This is a genomic window from Mycobacterium pinniadriaticum, assembly GCF_026242045.1.
Classification (GTDB): Bacteria; Actinomycetota; Actinomycetes; order Mycobacteriales; family Mycobacteriaceae; genus Mycobacterium; species Mycobacterium pinniadriaticum.
The window spans coordinates 15,600-41,259 of record NZ_JAPJDO010000007.1 but is presented as its reverse complement, the minus strand read 5'-3'; the positions used below and the strand labels follow the sequence as shown (position 1 = coordinate 41,259).

Here is a 25,660-nt window from a genome sequence, read left to right as displayed (position 1 = left end):
GCTAGCCCTTGAACACGAAGACGGGTTGAAGGCCCCACAGGGCAATGGTCAGAAGGACGTCGAGGACCATGATTGCCACCAGGCTCGCTCGCACCGCACGACCAGATGCCCGACCGACTCCCACCGGCCCTCCGGAGGTGAAATATCCGTAGTAGCAGTGGATCAGGGTGACGGCGGCACAGAATATCGCCGCCTTGACCACCGAGTACATGATGTCACCGAACGGGAGGAATTGGACGAAGTAGTGGTCGTAGGTGCCGCCCGGCTGATCATGGAAGACCCGAATCACGGTGCTGGACACGAAGAAACTCGTCACCAGCGTCAACAGATAGCCAGGGATGACACAGATCATCGAACCGACGAGCCGGGTGCCGACAACGAACGGGATCGGGCGCAGACCGATCGCCTCCACGCCGTCGATCTCCTCGGCGATCCGCATGGATCCGATTTCGGCGGTCATCCGGCAGCCGGCCTGCGCCGCGAAGGCGATCCCGGCCACCAGCGGCGCCATTTCCCGTACGTTTGCGAGTCCACCGACGATTCCGGACAGCGCCCCGAAACCGATCAGGTTGAGGGTGGCGTAGGCCTCCACCGCGACGGTGCCGCCGATCGCCATCCCGAGGATGACCAGGACACTTACCACACCGCCGTCGATGATCAGAGAACCTCGGCCCCAGGCCAAGTCGTTCACGGCGTGTAGCGTCTGGCGGCGATACCGCCGAATCGTCACCGGCAGCAGCCACAGGGTCTGGCATACGAAGACGACGAACTGTCCGCTCTGCAGGAACGCCGCCTGCATTGGGCGTGCGGAGGCGATGCGGGCGACGAATGGATGTAGGCCGGCGGAGGGCCGGCTCACCGATGCCTCGGTCACGACACCTCCATCGGGAAGAACATCGTTTGCAACTGAGTCAGCGCCAGATTGATGATCGCGATGAAGACGACGTTGAGAACCACCGACGAGTTGACGGCGTCGGCAACGCCGCGCGGACCGCCTTTGGCTTCCATCCCGCGCAGGCATGAGACCACCGCGACCACCCCGGCGAAAATCAGCGATTTGGCGAGGGTGAACCAGACATCTGTGACCGAGGCGAAGGTTCCGAATGACTGCCAGAAGCTGCCTGTGGTCACCCCACTAACACCCACGGCGATGGTGAACGCCGCGGCGACCGCTGAGGCGATGATGATCGCGCACAACATCGGGGCGATGATCAGCAGCGCAAGGAATCGGGGAACGACAAGGCTGCGCACCGGATCGACACCGAGCACTCGCAGTGCATCCAGCTCTTCGCGGATCGCCCGTGCGCCGAGATCCGACGCAATTGCCGAGGCGGCGGCGCCGCCCATCAACAGTCCCGCGGTCACTGGCGCGCCCTGACGAACCACGCCCACCCCGCTGGCGGCGCCGACGAGCGAACTGGCCCCGACTTGGTTGACCAACCCCGCGGTTTGGATCGATACGATCGCACCGATCGGAATCGCCATCAGCAGGGCCGGAGTGGCGGTCACTTTCAGCAGAGCCCAGGCCTGAACCAGCATCTCGCCGGTCGGCAGGCGTAGCCGCAGCCCATCGATGATCGAGTAGCGAACCACCGAAATGGCCAGCGCGACACCGCGACCGATCGTTCCCACGCTGCGTACGGGAACGCTCACGAGATGAGTCAACGCGCGCCTGAGTAGCACCACAGCCTTCTTTGACGAAAGCGCGTTGCGCGGGCCATCCCGTACCGGCCCGGCGGCAGGCGGCGGGATCGCTGTCATCACATCCGTCACATCAACACCACTACGCAACATCAACTCGCTTCTGACCCGCATTTACAGGATGCATGGTGAACATCGTCCTTTCATGCGGATGCTGTACTGCGACGTATGATTCCTACACACGGTACTGACTCGTTGTCAATCTTTGAGGCGCCGCCGCATCGCGTCGGCTGGTCAGTCGCACACGCGAGAATGCCCGATGCGGCTACCCCAACGCTTCGCGCGCTGCAACGACGGGCCGACGAACCAGGCCGGTTGCCGACCGCGGATTCCGCCGCTCACGTTGGACAGGTGCTGCCACAGGCGAAAGAAGCTTTCTCCCTGGTAAAGCGGGAAGTAGTCATCGCCAAGGTAGTCCTTTGTCAGGGTGAGCGACTGGGCGCGAGGTGCCAGGAAGTCCTCTGACTGGTCGATGTTGGCTGTCACCGCATCGGCGATCGCCTGGTTGTTCTCGACGTTGTAATCGCCGTTGCTTCTCGTCAGATTGGTGTTGAAGCGGTCTATCTGCTTGATCAGCGGGTCGTACTGGGCGTTGTACCACTGACACATCTCGCGTTCGGCATTGATGTCGGCGTCGGTCACCTGGTTGCGACTCGCGTCGTACGGATACGGGAACTTGGGCTGCCAGTCACTCGGACCTGCGACCATCACCGGCAACGGCGGTGCGATATCGTCCACCCAGGGATCCGCGTTGGACGACGCCGGCGTCGCGAGACCGAAGCAGACTAATCCCTGGATTACCAGGCAGTACAGGAACTTTCGACGCATCTTCCGCCTCACATCCGTCCGTCATAACAGCAGTACACGCAGCAACTTGGCCGAGCAGGACCGATCACCGCCAGGTGAATGTTCGGGACGATCGGCAACCGCGCATCCGGTGAATGTATTTTCTACGCGTACTGTCGCGCAATGATCGTTTTGCTATACGGTATGCGAATCACTCAACCGGCCGGTCATTGCGAGGTGTAGCAGGTGCTGTTACCACGGATTCGGACGACAGCAATTGTGGCTGCCCTTGCCTCAGTGCTTGTCATCGCGTCGCCGTCACTTCCCAGTTCGCGGGCCGACCCATCGACCACGCTGACCCAGGCGACGGTGGCCGCCCGCGCCGCGTCTAACTGTCCGCCCTTGCAGTGGAATCCGCTAGTCGAACGCGGCGCGGCGATGGCCAATCTGGCCAGCGCCGGCTACATCAGCCACCGCAGCGCTGCAGTGCCGTTCACCGATCCGCTGCCCGCCTTGGCGACCATCGGCTACGCCGGGAGCAAGGGCCTGATGCTGTCCGGATACGGCGCGACGGAGGCAGAGGCCCTGCAAGCAGTACTCCTGCAGTATCAGGCCTTCAAGCCGGACTGTGCGTACTCCCAGTTCGGCACCGACCTGAGTCGCACTGACAAGGGGTCAGTGTTGGCATCGGTGATTCTTACGGTTCCAGCAGCACAACCATAGCGTTGATCCGCAACTAACATTCATGATCAGCACTTTTGAGCACCTCGCATGGATTTATGGGTGATTTCCTACGCATCTTTGACATCTGTAGCGTCGACCGGTTATCGTTGCGGGAGTGTCGGCCGTCACAGCATTGGTGACGATCGCCCCTTTCCGATTGCCGCACTGGAGGAGTTACGTCACAGTGACGAATAATCGGAATGCCTCCGATCCCGCCGTCCCGTGCCACGACCGGCTTCGAATTAGCCTGACGGGGGCTGCATTCCGAGTCTTCGCCGTCTTATCCGCACTCGCCGCGCTGATCTCGCTGACATCGGCGTCGTCGGCCGCAATTGCCGACACCAACACAGCCACGGTGGGCACCGCACCCGACTATCCGCAACTGCGTTACTTCACCGAGATCGATCCGTCCCCCTATGCCATGTCGGAACCACCCGGTGTATCTCTCCCAGAGCAAGCCGGTTACTGGTTCGTCACCGCACAGGGCATCGACTGCGGCATCTGGTTCCGGGGAAGTTTCGGCTGTACCGGCCCGATCCCCGGGGCGCCCCAGGGAGTGGACAAGATCGGCTGGATCACCGGCGACACCCGCGTGCACTACGACTGGACATTGGCGATCCGGTTCCCGCCGACCCGAGGATCGGCCACCATCCCACCGTTGTCCTACATCAGCGTCGGGGGCACCACTTGCGCGACCACTCTGAACCAGAGCACCTACTGCGAGCGTGGCCCCTTCCGCTTCATGATCACCCCGACCCACACCTGGCTGAACTAGATGAAACCCAATGACTTTCGAGCAATCATCGTCCTGCTCATCGCGTTGAGCCTGGCCGCCACTCCCCCAGCCGGCGCCCAGGCCGTGGGTTACCCTGACATCGGCGACTACCGTCCGGTGAACAACGAGATCTATCGGGTCGTCGACGCCGAAGGTGTATGGCTGACAACACCGCTGGGATTACATTGCGCCATCGATGATTCCGGCAGCTTCGGATGCTCGGGCGCACTTCCGGGCGTCCCCGCGGGGGACAATGAGATTGCCTGGTTCGTCGGTGACCCGTATCCGCGGCTGTACGCCACCGACCAACCGCGATTCGACTCCGGTGCCCAACAGTCCATTCTGGTCGGCAAAACTGTCATCGACTATCACGGTGCCCGCTGCGCTGTCACCTCCGAGTCTGCGATCTACTGCATCCACGGAGACAATCCGAACAGCCAACTGATGGTCACATCCGCGCGCGTGTTCCGGGGCGCGGACGCCTCACCGAGCAGCTGACTTTCGGCTCCGGTAGCCGAGGTCCTTGAGAACTACTTCTGCGCAATGCCTTCCGGGAAGTCCGGAGACTCCACCACCCGGGTGTACGCTGGCCGATCCAAGATACAGGCCGTCGACGGGAGTCCGGTACCCACCAGTTCCAGCGGCCGGCCGCATCGGACCGAGCCGGGTCGGCACGTTGTCGATATGATAAATGCAGCCGTTCACCGCACCAGTGCGCACGGCGATATCCTGTGCGGTCTCCACGAACGGTCCGATGGTCAATGCGGAGAACTCCGGCGTGAACTGCTCGACCTTCTCCACCAATCGACGCTGTGCCTCATCTCGCCACTTGTCCCATCCGCCGACCGGATCGACCGGAGCGGGCCCGTACAACTGAGCGACGTCCTGCCCCGCAGGCGCTTGCGATGGATCGATCGCGGACAGGATTCCCAAGCAGAAGACCGCCTGGTCCGGCACTTCGCCACGTGCCGATTGCTCACCGGCGGCGACGACGTCCTCCAGGCTGCCCGCGTACAGCGCTGGCCTACGCAGGTCGATGCCGTCGGCACGGTGCGGTTGGTGATGGGGTAGTTCGAGCCGTCCGGCCAGCGCGACATTGACAGTGAACGTCCCGAGGCCGGTCGAGTTGGCAGGCGCCTTTCGGATTCGGGCCGCGATATCGGCCGGAAAGCCATCTCCCACCAGGTCCGGAACGCGCTGGGCAGGGCATGCCGCGATGACCGCGCGACCGGCACGAATCACCGAACCGTCGGTGAGTTCCACGCTTCCGCCGCGACCACCCATTCGAATGGCCACCACTTCACTGTCGAGCCGTACCTGCCCACCATGCGCAAGCAGGCAGCGCTCGAGCGCAGCCACCAGACCGCCCATTCCACCGACGGGACGGACCGCACCCTGATGGTGGATCATCGATGGCGCGAGCACAGCGATGGCACTGCCGTCCACCGTGAGTGGAGCCAAGATGGACCCGGTGCCCGCGAAAATACCACGTACAGCGTCCGATTCGAAGAGCCCGTCAATGCCGTCAGCTGCTGTTGTCGTCAGCGCCGACGCGAGCAGCGACCGCACCCGGCGTCCGCCGGCCACCGCACGCAGTACCGCTTGGATGGTGCCCCGGCTCAGCCGGGTCGGGTTTGACAGTCCGTACTGATCCTGGATCTCGAGGATCTTGATAGCCGCCTCGGTGAGCTCGGCGTAGGTGTTGGCGTCTTTGACGGAGAACCGTCTTATGTCGGCGATCGTCTTGCCGAGATCGGCTTGCACCACCAGAGATTCGCCCGCGCCTCCGAGCCATGCCCACCCAGCCGAATCCAGATCGCGGTGTCCGTAACGCTCCAGTTCGAGATCACGGCCCACTCCACCGGCCCGGAAGTACACGTTCTCCCATGCGCCAGGACTCAGGATGTGCTCGGGGGCGCCTTCCACGAACGGCTGTGAAGCAGCCATGCCGCCCAACCAGGACCGCTGCTCGAGTACCAACACGCGCAGGCCGGCCCGAGCCAGATAACACCCCGTCACCAGTCCGTTGTGCCCGCCACCGACGATCACGACATCGTGCTGCCGCGCGCCCTCGACACTGTGCATGGTGCTGCCCTCCTGGTGGTCGAGACGTGGCGGCGATAAGGCGCAATTTCTGTGCGGCGCCATGACTCAAATCACGGTAGAGCCAGCGGGGAGGATAGTCAATTATGCGTAGTACACGAGGTGTTTTACTCTGCATAGATCGGTCCTGTACCCGCAACCGCCGGCAGTCCACGCACTCAGGGTCCGTGGACGAGTGGAGATATCCCAACGGCCGGCGCTTGAACGGGCATCTCGACCGACCGAACCAGAAAGGACCGCCGTGACCTCCGCACCTAGCCGTCCCACCTTTTCGTCATCGTCCTGGATGACCGACGATGTCGCTGCGGTGGCAGAACTGGCGCGAGACTTCTTCACACATCACGTGATACCAATAGCCGAGCAGTCGGTCCGCGACGGGCGGCCGGCTCGCGAACTCTATCGCAAAGCCGGTGAGATGGGTCTGCTGTGCATGTCGATCCCCGAGGCGTACGGCGGCGGCGGCGGGACGTTCGCTCACGAGGCCGCGCTGGTCACCGAGCAGACCCTCGTGGGTGATTCCTCCATGCACCTCGGCGTGCACTCGATCATCGTCCCGCACTACATCCTGGCTTACGGTAGCGAGGCGCAGAAGCAACGTTATCTTCCTCACCTCGCCTCCGGCGAATGGATCTCGGCGATCGCCATGACCGAGCCGGGGGCAGGCTCAGACCTCCAGGCCATGACCACCAAGGCGGTGAAATGCGCTGGCGGATATGCGATCACCGGAACCAAGTGCTTCATCTCCAATGGACTGAACGCCGATGTGGTGGTGTTGGCGGCGAAGACTGATCCGGGGGCCCGCGGCGCCGGGATCTCGTTGTTCGTTGTCGACGTCACCGAGGCATCGGCCGGTTCGGCACCCACCGGGTTCAGCCGTGGCGCCGCACTGCACAAGATCGGGCAGAAGGGCCAAGACACCGCCGAGCTGTACTTCGAGGATTTCGTGGTGCCGGAGGACGCGGTCCTCGGGGAATTGAACACCGGTTTCAAGCAGCTCAAGACCCAGCTCGCGGCCGAGCGGGTCATCCTCGGCGTCGGCGCCGTGGCGGCAATGGAACGCGCGGTAGCCCTGACTGTCGAGTACACCAAGCAGCGCAACGTGTTCGGCGCCCCGCTGCTGGCCATGCAGAACACCCGGTTCGAGCTGGCCGAGTGCGCGACGCTGGCCAAGGTGTCCCGTACCTTCATCGACCACTGCATCGAGTCACTGCTGCGGGGTGAGCTTGACGCCACCTCTGCGGCGATGGCCAAATACTGGCTCGCCGAGCAACAATGTGTCGTCGTCGACCGGTGCCTGCAGTTGTTCGGTGGATACGGCTACAGCTTGGAGTATCCGATCGCCCAGATGTACGCCGACGCGCGCATTCAGAAGATCTATGCCGGCGCCAATGAGGTCATGAAGGAGTTGATCGCACGGACCCTGTGACGTCCTGCGCCACTCGGCACCAGGTTCGACAACGTTCGACAACGGCTGCACTGTTCACCTGTCGGCGGGTGGTGCAGGCGCTGTCGTTGCGTTTTCAGTACCTGCTCAGTACATCGGTGGTGGCGCGCCACCACCGTCGACGATGAACCGCTGCCCGGTGATGTACTCCCCACCGGGGCCGGCGAGGAAGACGACCAAGCGCGCGATGTCGCCGGGTTTGCAGACGCGGCCGAACGGAGCACCCAGTTCGGCCTGTTCGATGGTGCCGCCATCCGAACTCGCACGGACCATCTTGGCGCCCATAGCCGTATCGACCAATCCTGGCGAGATGGTGTTCACTCGGACGCCGTTGTACCGGCATTACTCACCAAAAGGTCGACCTCACCGAGATTCTCGGCGATGGATTCGGTCGCCGCACGCCGCGAGTCACCGTCGGCGGCCGAAGCGTACACCGCGTGTGCCTGACCTCCGGCGAACTCGATGTCGGACACCACCTTCGCGGCTGCTTCAGGTGAGTTCGTCAAAGTGACAGCGACTTTGGCTCCAGCCGACGCGAGTTCCCTAGCAACACCGGCGCCCCCGGGAACCCCCGGTCACCAACGCGACCCGCCCCGCAACGGCGCGTCGCCGGCAGTCTGGACAGCGATGTCGGCCGTCTCGCTCATACCCGCACTCCTTGTGCTCGACGTTCGGCTGTCGCGACCAGGCGCTGCAACAAACCCGAGATGGTCGTTCGCAACGCCGCTCGCAACAGCGGCGCCATGACACTGTGCTTGGCGGTGAAGGTGATTCGCCACACGGCGTCCACCCCACCGTCGAGACTGTCGGTGATGCGCACCGACCCCAGATAGTGGGTGAACACTGCTGGACTGATCACCGTATAGGTGTGGCCACGTTCATCGCGGGTCAGGATCAGCTCGCGAATCCACACCGGCCACGCACCTAACTTGCGCACCGCACCGACACCGCCTGCACTGCCCTCACCCCAGCGCTCCCACTGCGCCTGAACCAGCAGCGGACGAGCCCAGCTCGGCCAGTCATCGACATCATCGAGGACATCCATGACCGCCGATGCATCGGCACGGCAGTGCGCGATGAAGGCGAACGTTCCCTGCACACTCACGTTTCTCAGCGCCGTCCTGTCCTGCCGAAGCGTAGGTTGGTCATCTTCTTCAAGGCCCACAGAGTGATTCGTGGACGGAAGAGCAGCATCCCGTTCATTGCCGGGATGTCGTAGAGCTTGGTGGACACCGACTTCGTCCGGCTGAACGTTCGCAGTCCCTCATCACCGTGGATGCGGCCGAATCCACTCTCCCCCACACCGCCGAACGGCAACGCCGGGATACTCACGAAGGCGATGACCGAGTTGATGGAGACCATGCCACACCGCAGCGCACTGGCGATCCGCCGGCCCTCGCGACGCGAGTAAACCGCTGCACCAAGGCCGAACGGCGTTCCGTTGGCCAGCCGGATCGCCTCTTCGACGCTGGACACCGTCCTCACGGTCACCATCGGACCGAAGGTCTCTTCCTGCACTGCCTGACTCGACTCGTCAGCATCGACGAGCAGGATGGGCTCACCGAACTGTCCGTGCACCCGTTCGGCGCCGCCCAATGGTGCGCCGGCACCGCCCTGTATCGCCGCCTGCACTTGCGCACGCATGGTTTCGCCCTGCCTGGCCAACATCATCGGCCCGTAGGTGCTGCCCACGTCGGTACCGATCTGCACACGCGACAACCGACGTTTCAGGGCCGCGATGAAAGCCTCCGCCACATCACGGTGCACATAGATGCGCTCTACGCCGACACAGGTTTGTCCGGCGTTGCTGAACCCGCCCCAGGCAGCGCCATCGGCGGCCTGCTCGACGTCGGCGTCGGGGGCGACGATGAGGGCGTCCTTGCCGCCGCACTCCATCACGGTAGGAGTCAGGGTCTTTGCACATGCCTCGAGAATCAGCCGGCCCGTTCGCGGAGATCCGGTGAAAGCCAGCTTGTCGACGGGCGCGGCGATGAGACCTGCGCCTGCGGCGGCAGATCCGGTCGCCAAGGCCAATAGCTGGCCGGGTAGATCGGCGTTGGCCCGAGCGAAGGCCGCCACCAACTCCGCACCGACACCGGTGGTGTGCTCGCTCGGCTTGAGCACCACGGCGTTTCCGGCCGCCAATGCAGAGGCGATCGGCGCCACCGGTGCGAACAGCGGGTAGTTCCACGGGCTGATCACCCCGACCACCCCGAAGGGTTCCCGGTCGATCACGCCGGCATAGTTGGCCATCAGCACGGTGGGACGGATACGGCGTGAACGCAGCACCCGCTTGGCGTTGCGCGCCGCCCACCGGATGTGCTCGACGGCGATCACCAGCTCCAGGTAGGCGTCGGCTTCGGGTTTCCCGCTCTCCCGGTGGATGAGGGTGACCAGCTCCTCGGAGTGGTCCACGAGATCGGTCGCCCAGGCCTCCAGACGCATCCGACGCTGGTCGAATCCCAGTCGGCCCCAAACGGCCGTCGCTGATCTCGCCCGTCGGACCACGTCCGCCACGGCGTCAGCGTCCATCGCGGCGTAGGTAGCCATCACCTCGCCGGTCGCGATGTCACGAGAATCCACGTGCGTCAGTGCGGTAGGCGCGGCGGCCAGACCGGCGCTCATCGGGCTGCCGCCGCGGAGGCGTAGAGGCCCTCGATCTGGTCGCGGTACTTCTGGCTGATCACGTGTCGTTTCAGCTTGAGGGTGGGGGTCAGCTCTTCGCTGTCGGGTAACCAGAACCGCGGCAGCACGGTGTGGGTCTTGATCTGCTCGACTCGGGCGAGCTGCGTGTTGGCCCGGTCGATGGCCTCGGCCACCGCGGTACGGACGGTGTCAGTCTCCACGAGTTTTTCCGGTTCCGACGCGGACAGTCCGTTCTGAGCCGCGACTCGGACGAGTTCGTCTGGGTCGAGCACCACTAGCGCCGTCAGGTACGGCCTGGCGTCACCGACGGCCATCACCGACCCGATCAACGGGCTCTCCGCCTTGATCGCCGCCTCGACTTTCGCCGGGGAGATGTTCTTGCCAGCGGAATTGACTATCAGCTCCTTCTTCCGCCCGACCAGCGACAGATATCCCTGATCGTCGAGGACACCAAGGTCACCGGTGCGCAGCCACCCGTCGGCGGTGACCGCCGCCGCGGTAGCGGCCGGATCGCCGCGGTAACCGCGCATGGCGATCGGTCCGCGTACCAGCACCTCACCGTCGTCGGCCAGGGAAACCTCGACCTCACGCAGCGGTCGGCCGACCGTGCCGACCTTCTGCGCGCCAGGGGGGTTGACCGTCGCCGCGGAGCTCAACTCCGACATCCCCCATACCTCGACGATGTCCAGCCCCAATCCCGAAAGGTATTCGTGCACATGTGGCGCCGTCGGGGCCGCCCCGACCATCAACCAGCGGATCCGCCCAAGGCCGATGGCCGCGCGAAGACCAGCCAGAATCGGCTCCGCGCCCGCCCGTTGTTCGGCCAGGGCGGACGGGATCGACCCACCGCTGAACCGAACGTCGCTTTGCGCCTTCGCATAACGCTGTCCGATGTCAACCGCGGAGGCGACCAACGCCCGCTTCTGGGCATCGGGCTCGGCGTCCAACCGTGTCCGCAGGGCGGCCACCATCTTTTCGAGGACCCGGGGCACAGTGCCCCAGATATCGGGTTGAATGGCGATCAGGTGTGCGCCCATGGTCGACAAGTCCGCGACGCAGATGACCTCCAGCCCCAGCGCCATCCCGGTGTAGTGGGTGCCCCACCGTTGCGCGGCATGTGCCATCGGCAGCGCCGATGGCACCCGGTCCCCGGAGCGGAACTCGAGCACCTCGGCGACGAGGAACGTCTCGGCGACGATCGCTCGGTGAGTGAGTTCGACCGCCTTCGGCTTCCCGGTGGTGCCAGACGTGTAGATGAGCGTCAAGACGTCATCTGGTTCGACAGCGCGCCACTGGGCGTCGAAATCGAAGTCGGTCGCGCGGGCAAGGTCATCGAGGCACTGCGTGCCCGCAACTCCACGGTCGGTACAGATCACTTCGAGCTCCGGCGCCGCCGTGAGGATCCGGGGTGCGAAGCCACTCTCGCACAACGCAATACGGGCACCTGAGCTGGCGACTATATGGGCGATGTCCCCCGCCGGCGAGGTGTTGTAGATCGAGCACGCGACCGCGCCGAGATGCATCACCGCGGCATCGACGATGTGGAACACCGGCCTGTTCTCGAACATCAGAACCACCGTGTCGTGGCGGCGGATACCACGTTCGTACAGCGCCGACGCGACATCGGCTACGGCGTTGCGGTATTCGGCGTAGGTGTAGTGGGTGTCGCCCTCGGCGGACCGCAACGCAGTCTGCCCGGCGATGCTTCCCACGGTGCGGTCGAACGCCTCGCACAGCGTAGCTGGCCAGTGCTGGCCAGGATTCTCCGCTGCCATCAGAGGGCTACTCCGCCTCTCTCACGCCCGGCCGTCGTAGGGATCCGCTCCGGCAGGGCCTGCCCGTCGAATTCCGACGGGTCGAACCGCCAGGTGGCCCGCGCGTAAGCCAAGTGCGAGGCGGGCCACATCGCTGTCACCTTGCCCTGTTCGTTGGTGTACCAGCCGGGGCAGTTGTCGGTGAAAACGGTGCGGTCCAGTTTGCTCTGCAACCAACCCTGGAAACGCTGATACGTGGCGTTGCTGACTTCCAGCCACGCCAGATGGTGCTTTTCCTTGTACTCGACGGCCTGCCGAATATAGGAGGCCTGCCGTTCCAACAAGAACACGATCGTGTTGGTGATGCTGTTGGTGTTGGGCCCGAAGAGCATGAACATATTGGGGAAGTTCGGCACGGTCATGCCCAGGTATGCCGCCGGTCCGCCGGCCCATTGCCGGTGCAGATCGACCCCGCCACGTCCGGTGACCGCGATCGGCGCGAGGAACTCGCTGGCCTTGAATCCCGTGCACCACACGATCACATCGGCGTCGATATGCTGACCGTCGGTGGTGATGACACCCGTCTGATCGACCTTCTCGACCGCTGCGCCCACCAGGTGCACGTCCTCACGGCCGATCGTCGGATACCAGTCGTTGGATAGCAATAGCCGGTTGCAGAGCAGCCGGTAATCCGGGATCGCAGCCTTGACCTCGGCCGGATCCTTGACGTGCCGCTTCAGCCGCCAGATCAAGTACCACTGCGAAAGCCGCCGCACCGGTTCGGCGGCGCGGGTCACCAACGGGTAGCGCACTTCGTAGGCGAGGAACAACACGATGTGGTGCAGCGTGCGCAGCCATCCGAAGCGGCGCATCAAGTCGGTCTGCAGCCGCCCGGGCACGCGACGGCTCTTCCACATCACCCAGTTCGGTGACCGCTGGACGATGGTCAGGTCGGCGACCCGCTCGGCGATGGCAGGGACTACTTGGACAGCGCTGGCGCCACTGCCGACGACGACGACCTTCTTCCCGGTCAGATCGACGTCGTGGTCCCACTCGGCGGAATGGAACGACGCACCCGCAAAGGTGTCCAGTCCGGCGACATCGGGCATTCTCGGCCTGCTGAGCTGGCCAGTCGCCAGGATCAGAACGTCGGCAGTCACGGCCGTCCCATCCACCGTACTGACCGTCCAGCTCCCGCTCTCCTCATCGAATTCCGCGGCGGTGACCTCGGAGTCGAACCGGATCAGCGGTTCGATGCCGAACTCGGTTGCCACATCGGCGAGGTACCGGTGAATCTCCGGTTGAGAGCCGAACAGGGCAGACCAATCCGATTTCAGCGCATAGGAATACGAGTAGATCGGCGACGGAACGTCGCAGGCGGCCCCCGGATAGGTGTTGTCCCGCCATACACCGCCAACCGAGGAGGCCCGCTCGAGGAGCGTGATGTTGTCGAAGCCGGCCCGCTTGAGCTCGATGGCGGAGGCCAGCCCGCCGAATCCGCTGCCAACGATGACGACGGAAGTGCCTTTGCGAGAATTCCGGCCCAAGACGTGGCGCATCGCCGACGAGACGTTCACCTATGAACCTACTTTCTTTGAACCTGCCTCCGGGGCGGGCACGTGATCGGTCAGGATGATGCCGACACCGGCGCGCTGAGTAACACCGGAGCCGATGCCGAGGCCGACGTGTCCTGGTTGAGCTGGCGCTCCACGCCCAGGTAATAGTCCGCCGTGGATCCGGGCCAGTTGCTGAGCAGGTCGGCATGGTGGTAGAAGCACGGCGCGGCATCGGGAACCTCGAACTGGGCCACCCGGGTGCGGCCGCCGGGAGCATTCTCCGCGGCGAGCCCGCGCACATAGATCGCGGCGAAACGTTCGCCGAGGAACTTCTCGAAGAACGCCTGTCCCTTCTCGCCCGTGAACCACTTCGAAAGCAGCCGCATGGCGGCGGCGGTGGCACGGCGGGACCCGAGTTTGGGTCGCCGGTTGATCGAGATCAGCTCCCGCTCTTCCCAGGACATGGTCAGCATGGCCATGTCGGAGAAGGAACGGAGGACGAACATCGCCGCCTGGCGCACCCCGGGCGGAAGGTCACCGATCGCAGTTCCCCGCGGGTACTCCCCGGTTGCGAAGGGCGACAAGACTTCGCGGGCCTGCAGGCCGGTCGCGAAGCGATTGCGTGCCTGGGCGATGAAATCGATGACGCCGCCGTAGGTGTCCGGCAGGTGATCGGGGTTGACGCCGAGCAGCGCGGCAGGCACCTTCTGCTCCCGGCAGAATTGATCGCGCTGGGCGCTGGTGAGCTCGCCGTAGAGGAGTTCGTAGGCGGCTAGGAACGAGGCCTGCAGCATGACCTGGGTCAGGACGAGTTCGTACTCGGCGTTCGCCTGGTAGGGCAGCTGCGTCAGCGGCTCCATGCCAACGATCGTGTTGTGCCTGCGACGGACGATATCGCTGACGAACTCCGCGTCGTCCGGGGTGCCGTAGGTGGCACCATAGGTGTACCAAGCGATGTGCTTGAAACGCATGATGGGATCATCGTTGAAGCTGTCGTGGTCGACCGCCGCCGCGGCGAAAGCCGGATGCAGGCTCAGCAGCATCGCCTCTCGGAGCAAGCCGATGATGAACACGGTGGGGTCCTTCATCACTCGCCAGGTCACCGAACCGGGCCCGAGTGCCCAAGTGGTCTCCTCGACCTCCGCTTTGGTACCGGTCACCGGCTTGGCGTTTGGTGTCACGGCTGCAATTCCCATGGCCTGAACCCTTTCTGCACCTGTCTGACTGGCCCGCTGACCGACCGCACTGGCAAACACCGCGCGCCCCGGCACGTCCACCGCATCGAGGCCCCCTCGTAGTCGATTGGGGGCATGAAACGCATATTATTTGCCTGGCATGGCACTGGTCAACAAATTGCGCATTTTTTTCCGCGCTTTGCATCGCAGGCATCGGATCGAGGTTCGGTGCCGCTCTGGTATGCGAGCATGTGCTAAGGCTTAACGAAGCGGGTGACCACCCATCAAGGCCACCCCCGACGACACCGGAGAAGAACGGCCCATCCATGCGACCGACCGACACGGCAGCCGAACGACCGCTGCCTCGGCGGCGACGCATCGGTTCGGAGCTCCGTCGTGAACAGATCTTGGCGATCGCGGCCCGCCACTTCGAGCGCCGACCGTACAGCGAGGTGTCCACCGGGGCGATAGCCGACGAGTCCGGCGTCGGCCGTCCGCTGATTCACTACTACTTCGGCACCAAACGCGAGCTTTACCTTGAAGTGGTCCGCCGCCTGGCGCTCGTCCCGCCCAATGTGCCCGCGACGGTAGTGGAGGGCATACCCGAGGACGCGATCGAGGAGCGGATTCGGGTCAGCATCGACTACTGGCTCTCGGTCACCGCACGCCATAGGGCGATGTGGACCTCGGCGATCAGCATCGACGCGGGCGATCGGGATCTACAAGAAATCCTCGAACAAGCCGACCATGTGGCTGCTCACCGCATGCTCGAAGCGCTATGCCTTCACGACCACCCGCAGCACGAACGGCTGCACACCCTGTTGCTGGCCTTCGGCGGCCTGACTCGCGCCGCCGGGCGACAGTGGCTGGTCCACAACAGGTTGTCGCGCGACGACGTCTTTCTGTTGCTGACTCGAACGGTCCTGACCATCATCCGCGATGTCCTTCCACGACTCGAAGCGGACGACCGGCCGTTGTGACGGTGTCTACGCATAGTTGTACATCTCTGCATCGCAAGTTTATGTACACATAGTCATAGGCAACTATTACTAGGCATATCACGGCGCCTGGTGTGAGGGGCCGAGGCGGTGGACTCAACCCCGAAAGGGGCGTCCCTACTATGCGGTGGGGCACAGACACGACATCTCACCGCATCGTCTCCGAGCGACCCACACGAGATCGCGACCGTTCGCGTCCGGGCGCAAGGAAGTCGACCGCCGCAACCGCGGCGCACAATGTCCAGAACCTGCGGGCCGCCAGGCCTACCCGCGCGACGAACCTGGCGGCGGCAAACGCCACGCCGCCGATGAGGAAGCGGGCCATCGGTCGATATGCCAGCTCGCGGCGCGATCTCTCCGAATTGATACGCATCCTTTGTCCTGTAGTCGCCTTGACGCGTAGTTAATGCCACTTATATCGTTCTATGGGCACGCATACTGCACTCCTGGAAGGATTTGGATGCCAAAGGTGATCTTCGAGCTCCCCGATTCGGAGGCTCGGATCGAAGTCTGCGGTGACCCAGGTGACGTGATCATGCAGCTGGCGGTCGACAATCGGATTGATGGGATCGATGGCCAGTGCGGCGGGGGGTGTGCCTGTGCGACGTGCCATGTTCACGTCGCCCCCCAATGGTTCGACAAGGTCGGCCCGCCGCATGACCTCGAGGCCGAGATGCTCGAGTTCGACGGCAATGTCACCGAATTCAGCCGGCTGGCGTGCCAACTGGAACTGACCGACCAGCTGGACGGCATCGTCCTGAAGGTGGTGGGAAGATGACCACGCCGGCAAGCAAAGGCGGGACATCCGGTGCCCGTGGTGTTCCCGGACCGCGAGGCTTACCGATTGTCGGCTCGGCCCTCGACATGGTGCGCGACCCGTTGCGATTCCTCGAACAGTCCGCGGCGAACTACGGCCCGATCTTCGAGGTCAAGCTCGGAAACAGACACCTGGTCTTCGTCAGCAGCGCCGAACTCGCAGAGCCGATTCTCGGGCGGGAGTTCGAGGACACCACGATCGCCACAACGATGCGTGAATCGCTGTACCCGATGTTGGGCGAGAGCGTGGCCACCACGGTGGACGCCCAGTTCTGGAACACACTTCATCGCCAGATGCTCCCGATGATGAGTCCGCGCATGATGCGGAACTATTTCGAGAGCACGGTCGAGGCCATCATCGATGAAGTCGCCGATCTGGACCGATACGCCGCCTCCGGCGAGGTCGTCGAGCTCTATCCGGCAATCAAATTCGGCACGTTTCTCGCTCTGACTCGCACGCTGTTCAACCGCGGCATGGCACCTGAGGAGATTCCGCTCATTCTCACGCGCTTCACCAGCTCGAACAAGTACATCGCGGCTCGTTACTTGACGAACGCAAGTCCACTGGTCAACGCCTTCCCCGCCGTGCGGCAGGGCAAGAAGGACCTGGACGCGATCAACGCGCGAGCCCATCAATTGATCGGCGAGCGACGACGTACTCGCAGCGGCGAGGCCGAGGACATGCTCGATATCCTGATCGACGCAGTGGATGACAAGGGCACTCCGCTGAGCGACGAGCGGATTCGCGAGAATGTGACAGCGCTGTGGTTCGGTGGCCAGGAGACCACCCCCACCGTCGCTACCTGGGCGTTCGGCCTGATGGCAGCGGACCCCACGATCTATCAAGGCGTACTGGACGAGGTCGATGAGGTCCTCGGAGACCGCAAGCCGACGTTCGCCGACCTCGACCGACTCCGCTACACCCAGGGAGTCATCGACGAAGCGATGCGCCTGTATCCCCCGTTCGTCTTCCTACAGCGCGAGGCGATCAGGGACTTCGAACTCGGCGGTTACCCGATGCGTACCGGACAGCAGTTTGCGTTCTTTGCATACGGCATTCATCGCGAAGAGAAGAACTGGCCGCAGCCGGAGCGGGTCGATCCGCTGCGCCATCGGCCCGAGTTGCGCAAGGAACGCGAGCGCTGCGCGTACCTGCCCTTCGGATACGGCAAACGGCGTTGCCTCGGGTCCCGGGTGGGCCAGATGGAATCACTTCTCATGGTGGCGATGATCTCGCAGCGACTCATCTTCCGGCACGCGAACGGGATGCTACCGAAGGCCAAGGCGCAGTTGTCCATTCATCCCGACAACGGCATGCCCGTACATGTCACGCGCCGCCAGGCGGGCGCACCCCCACCGAGGAGGGGGATCTGATGCCGACCACCGCCACCCCATTGGCAGACTGTGGGGACGACATCAGTTGCGTCGGCGGCAAAGGTGCCGGCCTGTCGCGGCTCATCGCGGCGGGTTTCCACGTGCCCCCCGGCTTCGTCGTCACCACCGCCGCATTCCGGGCCACCACCAGCGCCCTGGAGCAGCAGGTCGCCACGATAGTGGGCCTGGCCGACTCCCCCGAATCCGACGCTCGCGCGTCCGAGCAGATCGAGACGCTGTTGGCCAGCTCCGGCATGTCGGCCGAGATATCAGCGGAGATCCGGGAGGCCTACCTGCATCTCGGTAGCGGCGAGAACATCCCGGTGGCAGTGCGGTCCAGCGCGGTGGCAGAGGATACCGCGGATGCCTCATTCGCCGGCCAGCAGGACACCTACCTGTGGGTGACCGGCGCCGAGCAGGTGGTTGAACACGTCATCGCCTGTTGGGCAAGCGTATTCACTCCCCGCGCCATCGCCTATCGCCGCCGCTTCGGCGTGCCCCTGGAGAACACGGCGATGGCCGTGGTGGTCCAGGAAATGGTGGTCGCCGAGTGCGCCGGTGTGATGATGACATTGGAGCCGACGACCGGTGACCCGAATCGGGTCTATATCGAGGCCGCTTTCGGCCTGGGTGAATCAGTGGTTCGCGGCGAGGTCTCACCCGATTGCTTCACGGTCGACAAATCGCGGCAACGTATTCGGTCCAAGGTCATCGGGTCCAAGGCGGTTGCCTACCAATTCGACACCGATGGTGGCGAGGTTCGCATGATGCCGGTTTCCCCGGGACGGGCCGCCCACTCAGCACTGTCGGACGACGAGATTCGCGAGCTGTCGGGCCTGTCGATCCGCGCGGAGAACAACTTCGGCGAGCACCTGGAAATGGAATGGGCGATCGGTCCGGGCCGCGGTCAGGATCGCGTGGTGTACCTGCTTCAGTGCCGGGCGGAAACGGTATGGAGCAAGCGTTCGGTGACCGATCGCGGCGACGCTCACTGGCTTCAAGATCCGCTGATGAGCTCGAGTGCACCCAACCTGCATTGGACGAGAACTAATGTCGGCGAGGCAATTCCGGGCGTGCTCACGCCGTTGAACTGGTCAATCTGGGCAGGCGTCGGGGAGCACAGCGTGCGGGCCAGTGGCCGCGCCATAGGCGCCCTGACCCCAGCGGAATCACGCATGCCAGAACGGCCGGACGACCACGTCGTGCGGGTCTTCCACGGCCGCTACACCGCTAACGTCGACTTCATCGCCCGCATGGGCGACCGGCTACCCGGAGTGAGCGCCGAGGAGATCGTCGCAACCATCCTGGGCCAGGTCCCCGCCGATATGGTCTTCCAACCGACTCGGCGGCGCTATCCGATCGTGGCGTGGAAAATGGGTGGAGTCTTCCTGCGCTACCCGCGTAGAGCCCGTGCGCTGGCACGTGACTATGACCAGTGGTGGGCGCAATCGATCGCGACGGCGCCGGAGCTCGATGCCGACGGCGCTGCGGCGCTGTTTCGCGAGGGCGTCCTACGGACTGAGGCCGCGCTGACCCTACAGACGACGGGCCTGCTCGCCGTCATTCAACCGCTGTTCGGCATTCTGCAGAAGATCGTCGACAAGGCGGGTTTCGGCGACGTAGCGGAATTGAGCGGCAGCGGTCACGCCGAGATTGCCGTGATCTCAGACATGTGGGAGGTCTCCCGTGGCCGACTCACTCTCGACGAGTTCAAGCGTAGGCATGGCTTCCACGGTCCGCTGGAGGGAGAGATCGCCAGCCAGGTGTGGCGCGAGGATGACGCTCCCCTGGTCAAGCTGATCGAGCAGTACACACAGCGGCCCGACGATCAGGACCCAGCACGGGCGGAAGACGCCCGCGCTACCGATCGAACAAGGATCGCACGGAAAGTGCTGAACACCTTTCCCTTTCGGTCCCGGCCCGTCATCATGCTGGCCATGGAACTCGGGCGCCGGCGCCTGCCCCTGCGTGGCGTTGCCAAGCGCTCGTTCCTGCAGGGCCTGGATGTATCGCGAGCGGCGGCGCGCAGACTCGGCGTGCTCCTGGTCGCTGACGGAGCCCTCGACGCGATCGACGACGTGTTCTTCCTGGACATCGACGAGCTGTGCAACGGGCACGCGAGCGATCTGCGGTCCCGCGTTGCCACCCGCCGAATCTACTGGGAGCAGCACAAGAAGCTCGTCGTGCCCGGCGACTGGGTCGGGATCCCCGAGGTCAAAAGACTCGAGGCGGCATCCTCAGACGCGACACTGCTGACCGGCGTGGGAGTCAGTCCGGGCGTCGTCGAGGGGCGCGCGCGAGTACTGATGGAGCCCGACTTCACCGTCGTCGAACCCGATGAGATTCTTGTCGCGCCACACACCGACCCCAGCTGGTCCTCGGTGATGTTCATCTCCCGCGCTCTGGTCGTCGACATCGGCGGGGCACTCAGCCACACTGCCGTCGTAGCCAGGGAACTCAAAATCCCCTGTGTCGTCAACACCTGCACCGGAACCCGGGATCTGCGGACCGGGGATCTCATTCGAGTCGACGGCGGCCACGGCACCGTGGACATACTCGAGCGCGGACAACAGCCGACTCAGGTGCAGACGGCCGAGGATCCGGCGATCCCGACCGCGGAGCTTTCAGTGCAGGAAGGATCGTCGTGACTACGGCAGTTCAGGACACGACGGGTTGGGGCCCGCTTGCCCACCCCGTCCACACCCACGTCCCGGCGGAATGCGGCCGCGGGGGCAACGCGCCATGGCGAGACAATGCCTTCCTCGCCTTCTGGGATACCGACAGCGACGTCTTCGGCACGGTCCACGTGTCCACATCGCCGAACGCCGAGGGGCCGGCGAGCGCGGTGCAGCATCGCTGTGGCCGGTCGCGAGGCACACCTCGTTGAGGATCTCAGCCCCGGCACGTTCTGCTCGGCACATATCAACTTCGACCTGGAGACCTCGAGAATTCTGGTCGATTCGCCCGAGGTCAGCGTCGACCTGGAGAGCCAACCGCGGCTCGCCGGACACGGCTACGAAGCCGGGATCATCCCCGATCTCAGCGTGGACCATCCGCTGTCCCACTTCGAGCGCGGAGCATCGGTCACGGGTGCGATCCGGGTCGGTGAGATCTCGGCGCGCATTGAGGGAAATGGGTATCGCGATAGGACTTGGGGTTTGCGCGATGAGTCGGCGTCCATCGCCGAGTACGCCGCGGTATTGGTTGCGATGCCTGAATTCAATGTCGCACTCGCGAAGTTCATGGACAAGGACGGCAAGGTCCGATCCCACGGAGTGCTGATGTATGCAGACCGCACGGAGCCGGTGCATGACATCGTCTACTCGCGCGACGCCAGCGGGCTCATCACCGGCGCTGACTACACCGATGCACAGGGTCGGAACACGCACCTGAGTATGCAACGAGCCCGGGGCGGATTCTGGCTGCCGATGGGGACCGGAGGTCCCCCACCGACAATGAGCGCCTATGACGATTCGGTGGACGTCTGGATCGACGGCAATTCCGAGGCCCGCGGGGCAGGCTTCGCCGAGCAAGGCGTCCTGCGCCGGTTGTAATCAACACCAAACGCGCTCCCACGGCCTAAATCCCTGACCTACAGCTTGATTTGGACACCAATGACACAACAGAACCACGGCATGGCCGATGCCATGGACGTCATGGTCGCCGCCTTGAAAGGCAATGCCCGACGGATCGTTCCGGAAACGGTCGGCCAGCTTCAAACGAGCCAACCCCAGGCATAGTTGTGCTTGCTGTTCGCCCAGGCTTCGAAGAGTTCCGCTCTTCGGACACCGGGAATCGTTGCAATAGAACCGAATACAGATCGATGCAGAGATTCTCGGTCAGGGGCGATCACCACCGCGATGTAGTCGAACTCGCCCAGGGTTCGAGTCAACTGGGCGACATCGTCGCGCTGGATCAGGTTTTGACCAACCTCATCCGTCAAACCTCGAGTGGCCGTGATCCCTATGTACGCGTTTGCGTTCATCCCGAACGCATTGACATCGGATACTGCCTGGATTCTGATGACGTTCTCGACCGACAGCCGTTTCACGCGGCCCCTGACTGTTCTCTCCGAAACCCCCAATTCCGAAGCCAGGCCACGGAAGCTACGGCGCGCATCGACCTGCAACCGCTTGAGTATTCTGAGATCGAGTTCGTCCACACTCTCGCTTGGGTATGAGTCAGGAGCAGTACCCGAGTCGGCGGATAGGACCCCCCACTTCGACTCGAATTTCAGAACGTCAAGCGCAAGCAGGCCCTGCACAGAATCTACGCCCGCGACCCGCGGCAGCGTTGTTCCGAACAACTGTGCAAGGTGACGGTGATTGCGACCCAACATCGGCACCACCAAGTCGATCCGGCCGATGACCGCCGTCACGGCAACGACATCGGGGAGCTTCTCAATCGCCTGTGCCACCTCGATCGGCGAGCGGCCACTCACCCGGAGCAAGGCGAACGACAGCTCACGATGACCGAAGATGCGCATGTCGGTGACGGCCACCACCCGCATGACCGAACATTCCTCTAATCGGCGAAGCCGATTGGCGACGGCAACCTCACTGATGCCCAGCGCCTCACCGAGTGCTCGATTGCTCTCGCGGCCATCGATTCTCAACCGCTCGACGAGCGCTCGGTCAACGGCGTCCAATTTGTCGGACTGCAATTCGGCGCGATCTCCTGACGCTCATGATCCATGCCATTTTGGCGACGGGACCAAACCCTGACCACTGACAACGCGACGACCAAGGGGAAGAGCGGCGCCGTGGTCATACCCGCCGGCACCTACGTTGATCGGTAATTTGCATGTCATGTAGACGGCTATCCTACGGATTCTTTGGTGGTGCGTGCGTGCCTCTGCTCGGGGCGTCAGCGAGCCGGCAGTGATGGTGGCGGCGGTAACTTCGCCGCCACCATCACCACGTCGTCCAGTCGACCAGCGGTCGTCACAGACCGATCGCCTCCGCCTCCGGGGTCGGCGCCGCGACGAGCTGGATGTCACCCTGTCCCAGCACGTACGCCCCGGGTGAGCCGGGCCAGTTCCGCACCAGATCGTCCGGCTCGTGAAACCACGGCATGGCATCTGGGACCCGAAAGTTTGCCGCCCGGATGCGTCGACCGGGAGCGCGATCGGCCTCCAGCGCACGGTGGAATATCCCGGCCGTTCCACTGCCCAGAAACGCACCAAACGCGGCCATACCGTTGTCGCTGCGCAGATATGCCGACAGAGCACGCAGCGATCGGCGCACGGCAGCTCGAGAACCCAGCCGAGCAGCCCGGTCGATTGCGAGGAGGGTTCGCTCCTCGTCGTTCATGGTGAGCATCGCCATGTCTGCGACGGCGCGGGCCGCCCAGCTCGCGAGTCGCCGTTTGGCCGGCGGTAGGTCACCGATGACGGTCCCGCGTGCGAACGGCATGGCGGCGAACGGGCCGATGGTCTCCCGTGCCTGGGCCCCGGTGGCGAATCTCATCCGGGCCTGCCCGAGGAAGCCAGTCAGTTCGCTGTAGCTCGACGGGAGGTGCAGCGGGTTCACCCCTATGAGCGCGCCGGGCAGCTTCTGCTCCAGGACGAACTGGTCTCGTTTCGCCGTCGGCAGCTCGCCGTAAAGCTGCTCGTGCACTGCGAGGAAGGACATGGCAAGCATGGCCTGGGTGAGTGCCAGTTCGTACTCGGAATCGGCCCGGTACGGCTGCTGCGTCAACGGTTCGTTGCCGACGATTCTCGCGTGTGACCGCAGCACCATGGCACTGACTCGGTGTGCATCGACCTTGGTGCCGTAGGCGGCCGCGTAGGTGTAGATGGCAACGCGCTTGAACCGCATCACCGGATCGTCCCCGAAGCTGTCGTGGTCGACCGCGGCGGCCGCGAACGGCGGATGCAGAGCCAGCAGCAGCGCCTCGCGCAAAAGCCCGACCAGAAACGTCGTCGGATCTTTGAGGACCGTCCACGTCACCGAGCCCGGCCCGAGCACCCAACCGATGTCGAGACCATCGGGGTTGGTTACCGATGTCACAGCGAAGCCTCCTCTTCCAAGGCCTCGATCTGCCGAACACGATCCTCGGCCGGTGCGATCCGCTGATAGACCGACGGATCGAACTCGGCGATCCGACGCTTGTACTCACTGTGCGATCCGGCCCAGACCGTCGTGACCTTGCCTCCGGGGGTCGAGTACCAGCCTGGGCAACCACTGGTGAAAATCGTGCCCTGGAGTCGTTGTTCGATCTCGTCGTTGAAGTCGTCGTGTACCGACTGGGAGATGGAGTAGGCCCCACCGGTGCGCCCGATGTATTCGACGGCCTGCCGGATGTAGCCGGCCTGGTATTCCAGCATGCTGGTGATGGTGTTGGTCAGCGACCCGGTGTTCGGTCCGTAGGACATGAACATGTTGGGGAAATCGGGTGTCGATACCCCGAGGTAGGCCTCCGGGCCGTCCTTCCAGCGCTGGTGCAGGTCCGCACCGGCGTAGCCGGTGATCTTGATCGGCGCCAGGTATTCGGTGGCCGTGAATCCGGTCGACCAGATCACCACGTCGGCGTCAATGTGCGTGCCGTCGGAGACGACGACGCCTGACTCGTCCATCGAGACGACGTTGTCGCGGATCACGGAGACGTCCGGACGAGCGAGGGTCTGATACCACTCGTTGGACAGCAGGAGCCGCGCGCAGCCCATTCGGTAATCGGGGTTGCAGGCCCGGTACTTCTGGTCGTCGCCCAGAATCTTCGCCATCCGCCTGCGCCACACGAGTTCGTAGACCGAGCGAAACCCATCGAGCCGGTGAAGCACGAAGGGGTACTTGACCTCGAACCACCACCACATCGCCAAGTGGTAGACCCGCAGGAAAGCGGGGTTCCTGGAGAGGGTGCGTTCGACGAGACCCGGTGACCAGTCGTATTTGCCGACAACCCAACTCGGTGACCGTTGGATCACCGTGAGATGAGCTACTTCGTTGGCGATGGCTGGAACGATCTGGATGCTACTGGCCCCGCCACCGACCACGACCACTCTCTTGCCGCGCAAACTTGTGGTGCAATCCCATTCCGCGGAATGGAACTGCTTACCGCGGAACCGTTCCCGATCGGCCACGTCGGGCAGACGGGGACGGCTCAGCTGTCCGGTGGCCCCGACCAGCACGTCGGCCGTCAACTTCTCGCCGTCGGCCAAAGTGAGTGTCCACTTCAACGTATCTTCGTCGAACTGCGCGCTGACGACCTCGACACCGAATCGGATGTGCGACCGTACACCGCTCTCGATCGAGACCTCGCGAATGTAGTCGCGGATCTCGGACTGGCTTCCGAACCGCCGGGACCAGTTCGGCTTCAGATGGTCGGAGAACTGATAGATGACGCTGGGCACATCGCACGCCGCCCCGGGGTAGTCGTTGGCCTGCCAGACGCCGCCCACCTCGCTCTGCTTCTCCAGGATCGTAAAGGTGTCGATCCCGGATTGTTTGAGCTGCAAGGCAACTGACATTCCGCCAAAGCCGGCCCCGATGATGATCACGTCGGGACTTCTGCGGAGTCCACTGGTCATGGCATTTCCTCTCTGGATCGATGCCGGTGAGCGTGGCCGCCAGGCGTGGATCACCCCTGACCGTGCCGCCGCCATGTATATCAAGAATCATCAGTGTTATTCCACTATTGCTACGCAATATGTGACTTTGGTCCTTACTAATCCGGCAAGTGCGTATTCCTGGCCGATCCTGTGCGCGGGGTCTTCCCGCACGAGAACGAGCCACACCCGGCGACGGCGGCTGCAGCGTTGCCGAACGCCCACCGCAGCGGGAACCCCAACATCTTTGAGGGGCGAACCCC

25 protein-coding genes are annotated in these 25,660 nt (G+C 63.9%); 10 read left to right on the top strand and 15 right to left on the bottom strand.

The genetic code is table 11. The annotated features are described in order from the left end of the window. Position 1 precedes the first annotated feature (1 nt). The 3 genes from ORI27_RS10385 to ORI27_RS10375 form a co-directional block, all read right to left on the bottom strand. Positions 2-799 carry an MlaE family ABC transporter permease gene (locus ORI27_RS10385; protein ID WP_265996912.1) on the bottom strand — a complete coding sequence of 266 codons (798 nt, stop codon included), beginning with the start codon at positions 797-799 and terminating at the stop codon, positions 2-4. A 71-nt stretch (positions 800-870) separates the two neighbouring features. Further along, positions 871-1,761, bottom strand: coding sequence for an ABC transporter permease (locus tag ORI27_RS10380; RefSeq protein WP_265996699.1), 891 nt, complete (start codon positions 1,759-1,761; stop codon positions 871-873). A gap of 174 nt (positions 1,762-1,935) precedes the next feature. Further along, positions 1,936-2,529, bottom strand: a complete 594-nt coding sequence (locus ORI27_RS10375; RefSeq protein WP_407666273.1) for a hypothetical protein — start codon at positions 2,527-2,529, stop codon at positions 1,936-1,938. A 255-nt stretch (positions 2,530-2,784) separates the two neighbouring features. Here ORI27_RS10375 and ORI27_RS10370 point away from each other — a divergent pair, with 255 nt between their 5' ends. From ORI27_RS10370 to ORI27_RS10360, 3 genes are all read left to right on the top strand, one after another. Beyond that, positions 2,785-3,210 carry a spore germination YkwD domain-containing protein gene (locus tag ORI27_RS10370; RefSeq protein WP_265996698.1) on the top strand — a complete coding sequence of 142 codons (426 nt, stop codon included), beginning with the start codon at positions 2,785-2,787 and terminating at the stop codon, positions 3,208-3,210. Between the two features lie 184 nt (positions 3,211-3,394). Further along, the gene (locus ORI27_RS10365) at positions 3,395-3,985 is read left to right on the top strand and encodes a hypothetical protein (RefSeq protein ID WP_265996697.1); all 591 of its coding nucleotides are present in this window, start codon (positions 3,395-3,397) and stop codon (positions 3,983-3,985) included. Beyond that, complete coding sequence (locus tag ORI27_RS10360; protein ID WP_265996696.1) at positions 3,986-4,483, top strand: hypothetical protein; 498 nt, start codon at positions 3,986-3,988, stop codon at positions 4,481-4,483. It begins immediately after the preceding gene. Here ORI27_RS10360 and ORI27_RS10355 read toward each other — a convergent pair. Beyond that, the gene (locus ORI27_RS10355; protein ID WP_265996695.1) at positions 4,469-6,070 is read right to left on the bottom strand and encodes a phytoene desaturase family protein; all 1,602 of its coding nucleotides are present in this window, start codon (positions 6,068-6,070) and stop codon (positions 4,469-4,471) included. The two genes, ORI27_RS10360 and ORI27_RS10355, sit on opposite strands and share 15 nt — an antisense overlap. 304 nt (positions 6,071-6,374) lie before the next feature. On the opposite strand from ORI27_RS10355, the gene ORI27_RS10350 reads away from it, so the two are divergent. After that, a complete protein-coding gene (locus ORI27_RS10350) occupies positions 6,375-7,514 on the top strand; it encodes an acyl-CoA dehydrogenase family protein (protein WP_265996694.1) in 1,140 nt (379 codons plus the stop codon). A 105-nt stretch (positions 7,515-7,619) separates the two neighbouring features. Here the strand turns inward: ORI27_RS10350 and ORI27_RS10345 are convergent, their stop codons facing one another. The 7 genes from ORI27_RS10345 to ORI27_RS10315 all read right to left on the bottom strand — a co-directional run bounded on the left by ORI27_RS10345 (position 7,620) and on the right by ORI27_RS10315 (position 14,684). Further along, positions 7,620-7,853, bottom strand: a complete 234-nt coding sequence (locus ORI27_RS10345) for an SDR family oxidoreductase (RefSeq protein WP_265996693.1) — start codon at positions 7,851-7,853, stop codon at positions 7,620-7,622. Beyond that, on the bottom strand, positions 7,850-8,038 hold the full coding sequence (locus ORI27_RS10340; protein WP_265996692.1) for an SDR family NAD(P)-dependent oxidoreductase: 189 nt from the start codon (positions 8,036-8,038) through the stop codon (positions 7,850-7,852). Before ORI27_RS10340 ends, ORI27_RS10345 begins: the two co-directional genes overlap by 4 nt. 137 nt (positions 8,039-8,175) lie before the next feature. After that, positions 8,176-8,637, bottom strand: a complete 462-nt coding sequence (locus ORI27_RS10335) for an SRPBCC family protein (protein WP_265996691.1) — start codon at positions 8,635-8,637, stop codon at positions 8,176-8,178. A 5-nt stretch (positions 8,638-8,642) separates the two neighbouring features. Then, a complete protein-coding gene (locus ORI27_RS10330) occupies positions 8,643-10,157 on the bottom strand; it encodes an aldehyde dehydrogenase family protein (RefSeq protein ID WP_265996690.1) in 1,515 nt (504 codons plus the stop codon). Next, positions 10,154-11,953: an AMP-dependent synthetase/ligase gene (locus ORI27_RS10325; RefSeq protein ID WP_265996689.1), complete on the bottom strand. Its 1,800-nt coding sequence runs from the start codon at positions 11,951-11,953 to the stop codon at positions 10,154-10,156. Before ORI27_RS10325 ends, ORI27_RS10330 begins: the two co-directional genes overlap by 4 nt. Beyond that, a complete protein-coding gene (locus ORI27_RS10320; RefSeq protein WP_265996688.1) occupies positions 11,953-13,509 on the bottom strand; it encodes a flavin-containing monooxygenase in 1,557 nt (518 codons plus the stop codon). The genes ORI27_RS10325 and ORI27_RS10320 overlap by 1 nt, the downstream gene beginning before the upstream one ends. 50 nt (positions 13,510-13,559) lie before the next feature. Beyond that, positions 13,560-14,684, bottom strand: a complete 1,125-nt coding sequence (locus ORI27_RS10315; RefSeq protein ID WP_265996687.1) for an oxygenase MpaB family protein — start codon at positions 14,682-14,684, stop codon at positions 13,560-13,562. Positions 14,685-14,989: 305 nt separating this feature from the next. On the opposite strand from ORI27_RS10315, the gene ORI27_RS10310 reads away from it, so the two are divergent. Beyond that, a complete protein-coding gene (locus tag ORI27_RS10310) occupies positions 14,990-15,643 on the top strand; it encodes a TetR/AcrR family transcriptional regulator (RefSeq protein WP_265996686.1) in 654 nt (217 codons plus the stop codon). Between the two features lie 166 nt (positions 15,644-15,809). Here ORI27_RS10310 and ORI27_RS10305 read toward each other — a convergent pair whose 3' ends face one another. Then, a complete protein-coding gene (locus ORI27_RS10305; protein WP_265996685.1) occupies positions 15,810-16,034 on the bottom strand; it encodes a hypothetical protein in 225 nt (74 codons plus the stop codon). Positions 16,035-16,067: 33 nt separating this feature from the next. On the opposite strand from ORI27_RS10305, the gene ORI27_RS10300 reads away from it, so the two are divergent. Genes ORI27_RS10300 through ORI27_RS10280 form a run of 5 tightly spaced genes read left to right on the top strand, consistent with a single transcriptional unit; the run spans position 16,068 to position 21,405 of the window. Further along, a complete protein-coding gene (locus ORI27_RS10300; protein WP_323055592.1) occupies positions 16,068-16,439 on the top strand; it encodes a 2Fe-2S iron-sulfur cluster-binding protein in 372 nt (123 codons plus the stop codon). Continuing rightward, a complete protein-coding gene (locus tag ORI27_RS10295) occupies positions 16,436-17,851 on the top strand; it encodes a cytochrome P450 (protein ID WP_265996683.1) in 1,416 nt (471 codons plus the stop codon). The genes ORI27_RS10300 and ORI27_RS10295 overlap by 4 nt, the downstream gene beginning before the upstream one ends. Then, complete coding sequence (locus tag ORI27_RS10290) at positions 17,851-20,499, top strand: PEP/pyruvate-binding domain-containing protein (protein WP_265996682.1); 2,649 nt, start codon at positions 17,851-17,853, stop codon at positions 20,497-20,499. Before ORI27_RS10295 ends, ORI27_RS10290 begins: the two co-directional genes overlap by 1 nt. Then, on the top strand, positions 20,496-20,738 hold the full coding sequence (locus ORI27_RS10285) for a hypothetical protein (protein WP_265996681.1): 243 nt from the start codon (positions 20,496-20,498) through the stop codon (positions 20,736-20,738). The genes ORI27_RS10290 and ORI27_RS10285 overlap by 4 nt, the downstream gene beginning before the upstream one ends. Further along, a complete protein-coding gene (locus ORI27_RS10280; protein ID WP_265996680.1) occupies positions 20,710-21,405 on the top strand; it encodes a hypothetical protein in 696 nt (231 codons plus the stop codon). Before ORI27_RS10285 ends, ORI27_RS10280 begins: the two co-directional genes overlap by 29 nt. A 161-nt stretch (positions 21,406-21,566) precedes the next feature. On the opposite strand, the gene ORI27_RS10275 is transcribed toward ORI27_RS10280, so the two are convergent. The 3 genes from ORI27_RS10275 to ORI27_RS10265 all read right to left on the bottom strand — a co-directional run bounded on the left by ORI27_RS10275 (position 21,567) and on the right by ORI27_RS10265 (position 25,379). Next, positions 21,567-22,514 carry an Lrp/AsnC family transcriptional regulator gene (locus ORI27_RS10275; protein WP_265996679.1) on the bottom strand — a complete coding sequence of 316 codons (948 nt, stop codon included), beginning with the start codon at positions 22,512-22,514 and terminating at the stop codon, positions 21,567-21,569. A gap of 280 nt (positions 22,515-22,794) precedes the next feature. Continuing rightward, positions 22,795-23,862: an oxygenase MpaB family protein gene (locus ORI27_RS10270; protein WP_265996678.1), complete on the bottom strand. Its 1,068-nt coding sequence runs from the start codon at positions 23,860-23,862 to the stop codon at positions 22,795-22,797. Beyond that, entirely contained in the window at positions 23,859-25,379 is a 1,521-nt protein-coding gene (locus ORI27_RS10265; RefSeq protein WP_265996677.1) for a flavin-containing monooxygenase, read from the bottom strand. The genes ORI27_RS10270 and ORI27_RS10265 overlap by 4 nt, the downstream gene beginning before the upstream one ends. Positions 25,380-25,660 lie beyond the last annotated feature (281 nt).

What these genes read in the sequence shown, in the direction of transcription:
- ORI27_RS10385 (WP_265996912.1), bottom strand. Translation starts at nt 799, where the DNA reads ATGCAGGCGGCGTTCCTGCAGAGCGGACAGTTCGTCGTCTTCGTATGC.
- ORI27_RS10380 (WP_265996699.1), bottom strand. Translation starts at nt 1,761, where the DNA reads ATGACAGCGATCCCGCCGCCTGCCGCCGGGCCGGTACGGGATGGCCCG.
- ORI27_RS10375 (WP_407666273.1), bottom strand. Translation starts at nt 2,529, where the DNA reads ATGCGTCGAAAGTTCCTGTACTGCCTGGTAATCCAGGGATTAGTCTGC.
- ORI27_RS10360 (WP_265996696.1), top strand. Translation starts at nt 3,986, where the DNA reads ATGAAACCCAATGACTTTCGAGCAATCATCGTCCTGCTCATCGCGTTG.
- ORI27_RS10355 (WP_265996695.1), bottom strand. Translation starts at nt 6,070, where the DNA reads ATGCACAGTGTCGAGGGCGCGCGGCAGCACGATGTCGTGATCGTCGGT.
- ORI27_RS10350 (WP_265996694.1), top strand. Translation starts at nt 6,375, where the DNA reads ATGACCGACGATGTCGCTGCGGTGGCAGAACTGGCGCGAGACTTCTTC.
- ORI27_RS10330 (WP_265996690.1), bottom strand. Translation starts at nt 10,157, where the DNA reads ATGAGCGCCGGTCTGGCCGCCGCGCCTACCGCACTGACGCACGTGGAT.
- ORI27_RS10325 (WP_265996689.1), bottom strand. Translation starts at nt 11,953, where the DNA reads ATGGCAGCGGAGAATCCTGGCCAGCACTGGCCAGCTACGCTGTGCGAG.
- ORI27_RS10315 (WP_265996687.1), bottom strand. Translation starts at nt 14,684, where the DNA reads ATGGGAATTGCAGCCGTGACACCAAACGCCAAGCCGGTGACCGGTACC.
- ORI27_RS10310 (WP_265996686.1), top strand. Translation starts at nt 14,990, where the DNA reads ATGCGACCGACCGACACGGCAGCCGAACGACCGCTGCCTCGGCGGCGA.
- ORI27_RS10305 (WP_265996685.1), bottom strand. Translation starts at nt 16,034, where the DNA reads ATGCGTATCAATTCGGAGAGATCGCGCCGCGAGCTGGCATATCGACCG.
- ORI27_RS10300 (WP_323055592.1), top strand. Translation starts at nt 16,068, where the DNA reads ATGCCACTTATATCGTTCTATGGGCACGCATACTGCACTCCTGGAAGG.
- ORI27_RS10295 (WP_265996683.1), top strand. Translation starts at nt 16,436, where the DNA reads ATGACCACGCCGGCAAGCAAAGGCGGGACATCCGGTGCCCGTGGTGTT.
- ORI27_RS10290 (WP_265996682.1), top strand. Translation starts at nt 17,851, where the DNA reads ATGCCGACCACCGCCACCCCATTGGCAGACTGTGGGGACGACATCAGT.
- ORI27_RS10265 (WP_265996677.1), bottom strand. Translation starts at nt 25,379, where the DNA reads ATGACCAGTGGACTCCGCAGAAGTCCCGACGTGATCATCATCGGGGCC.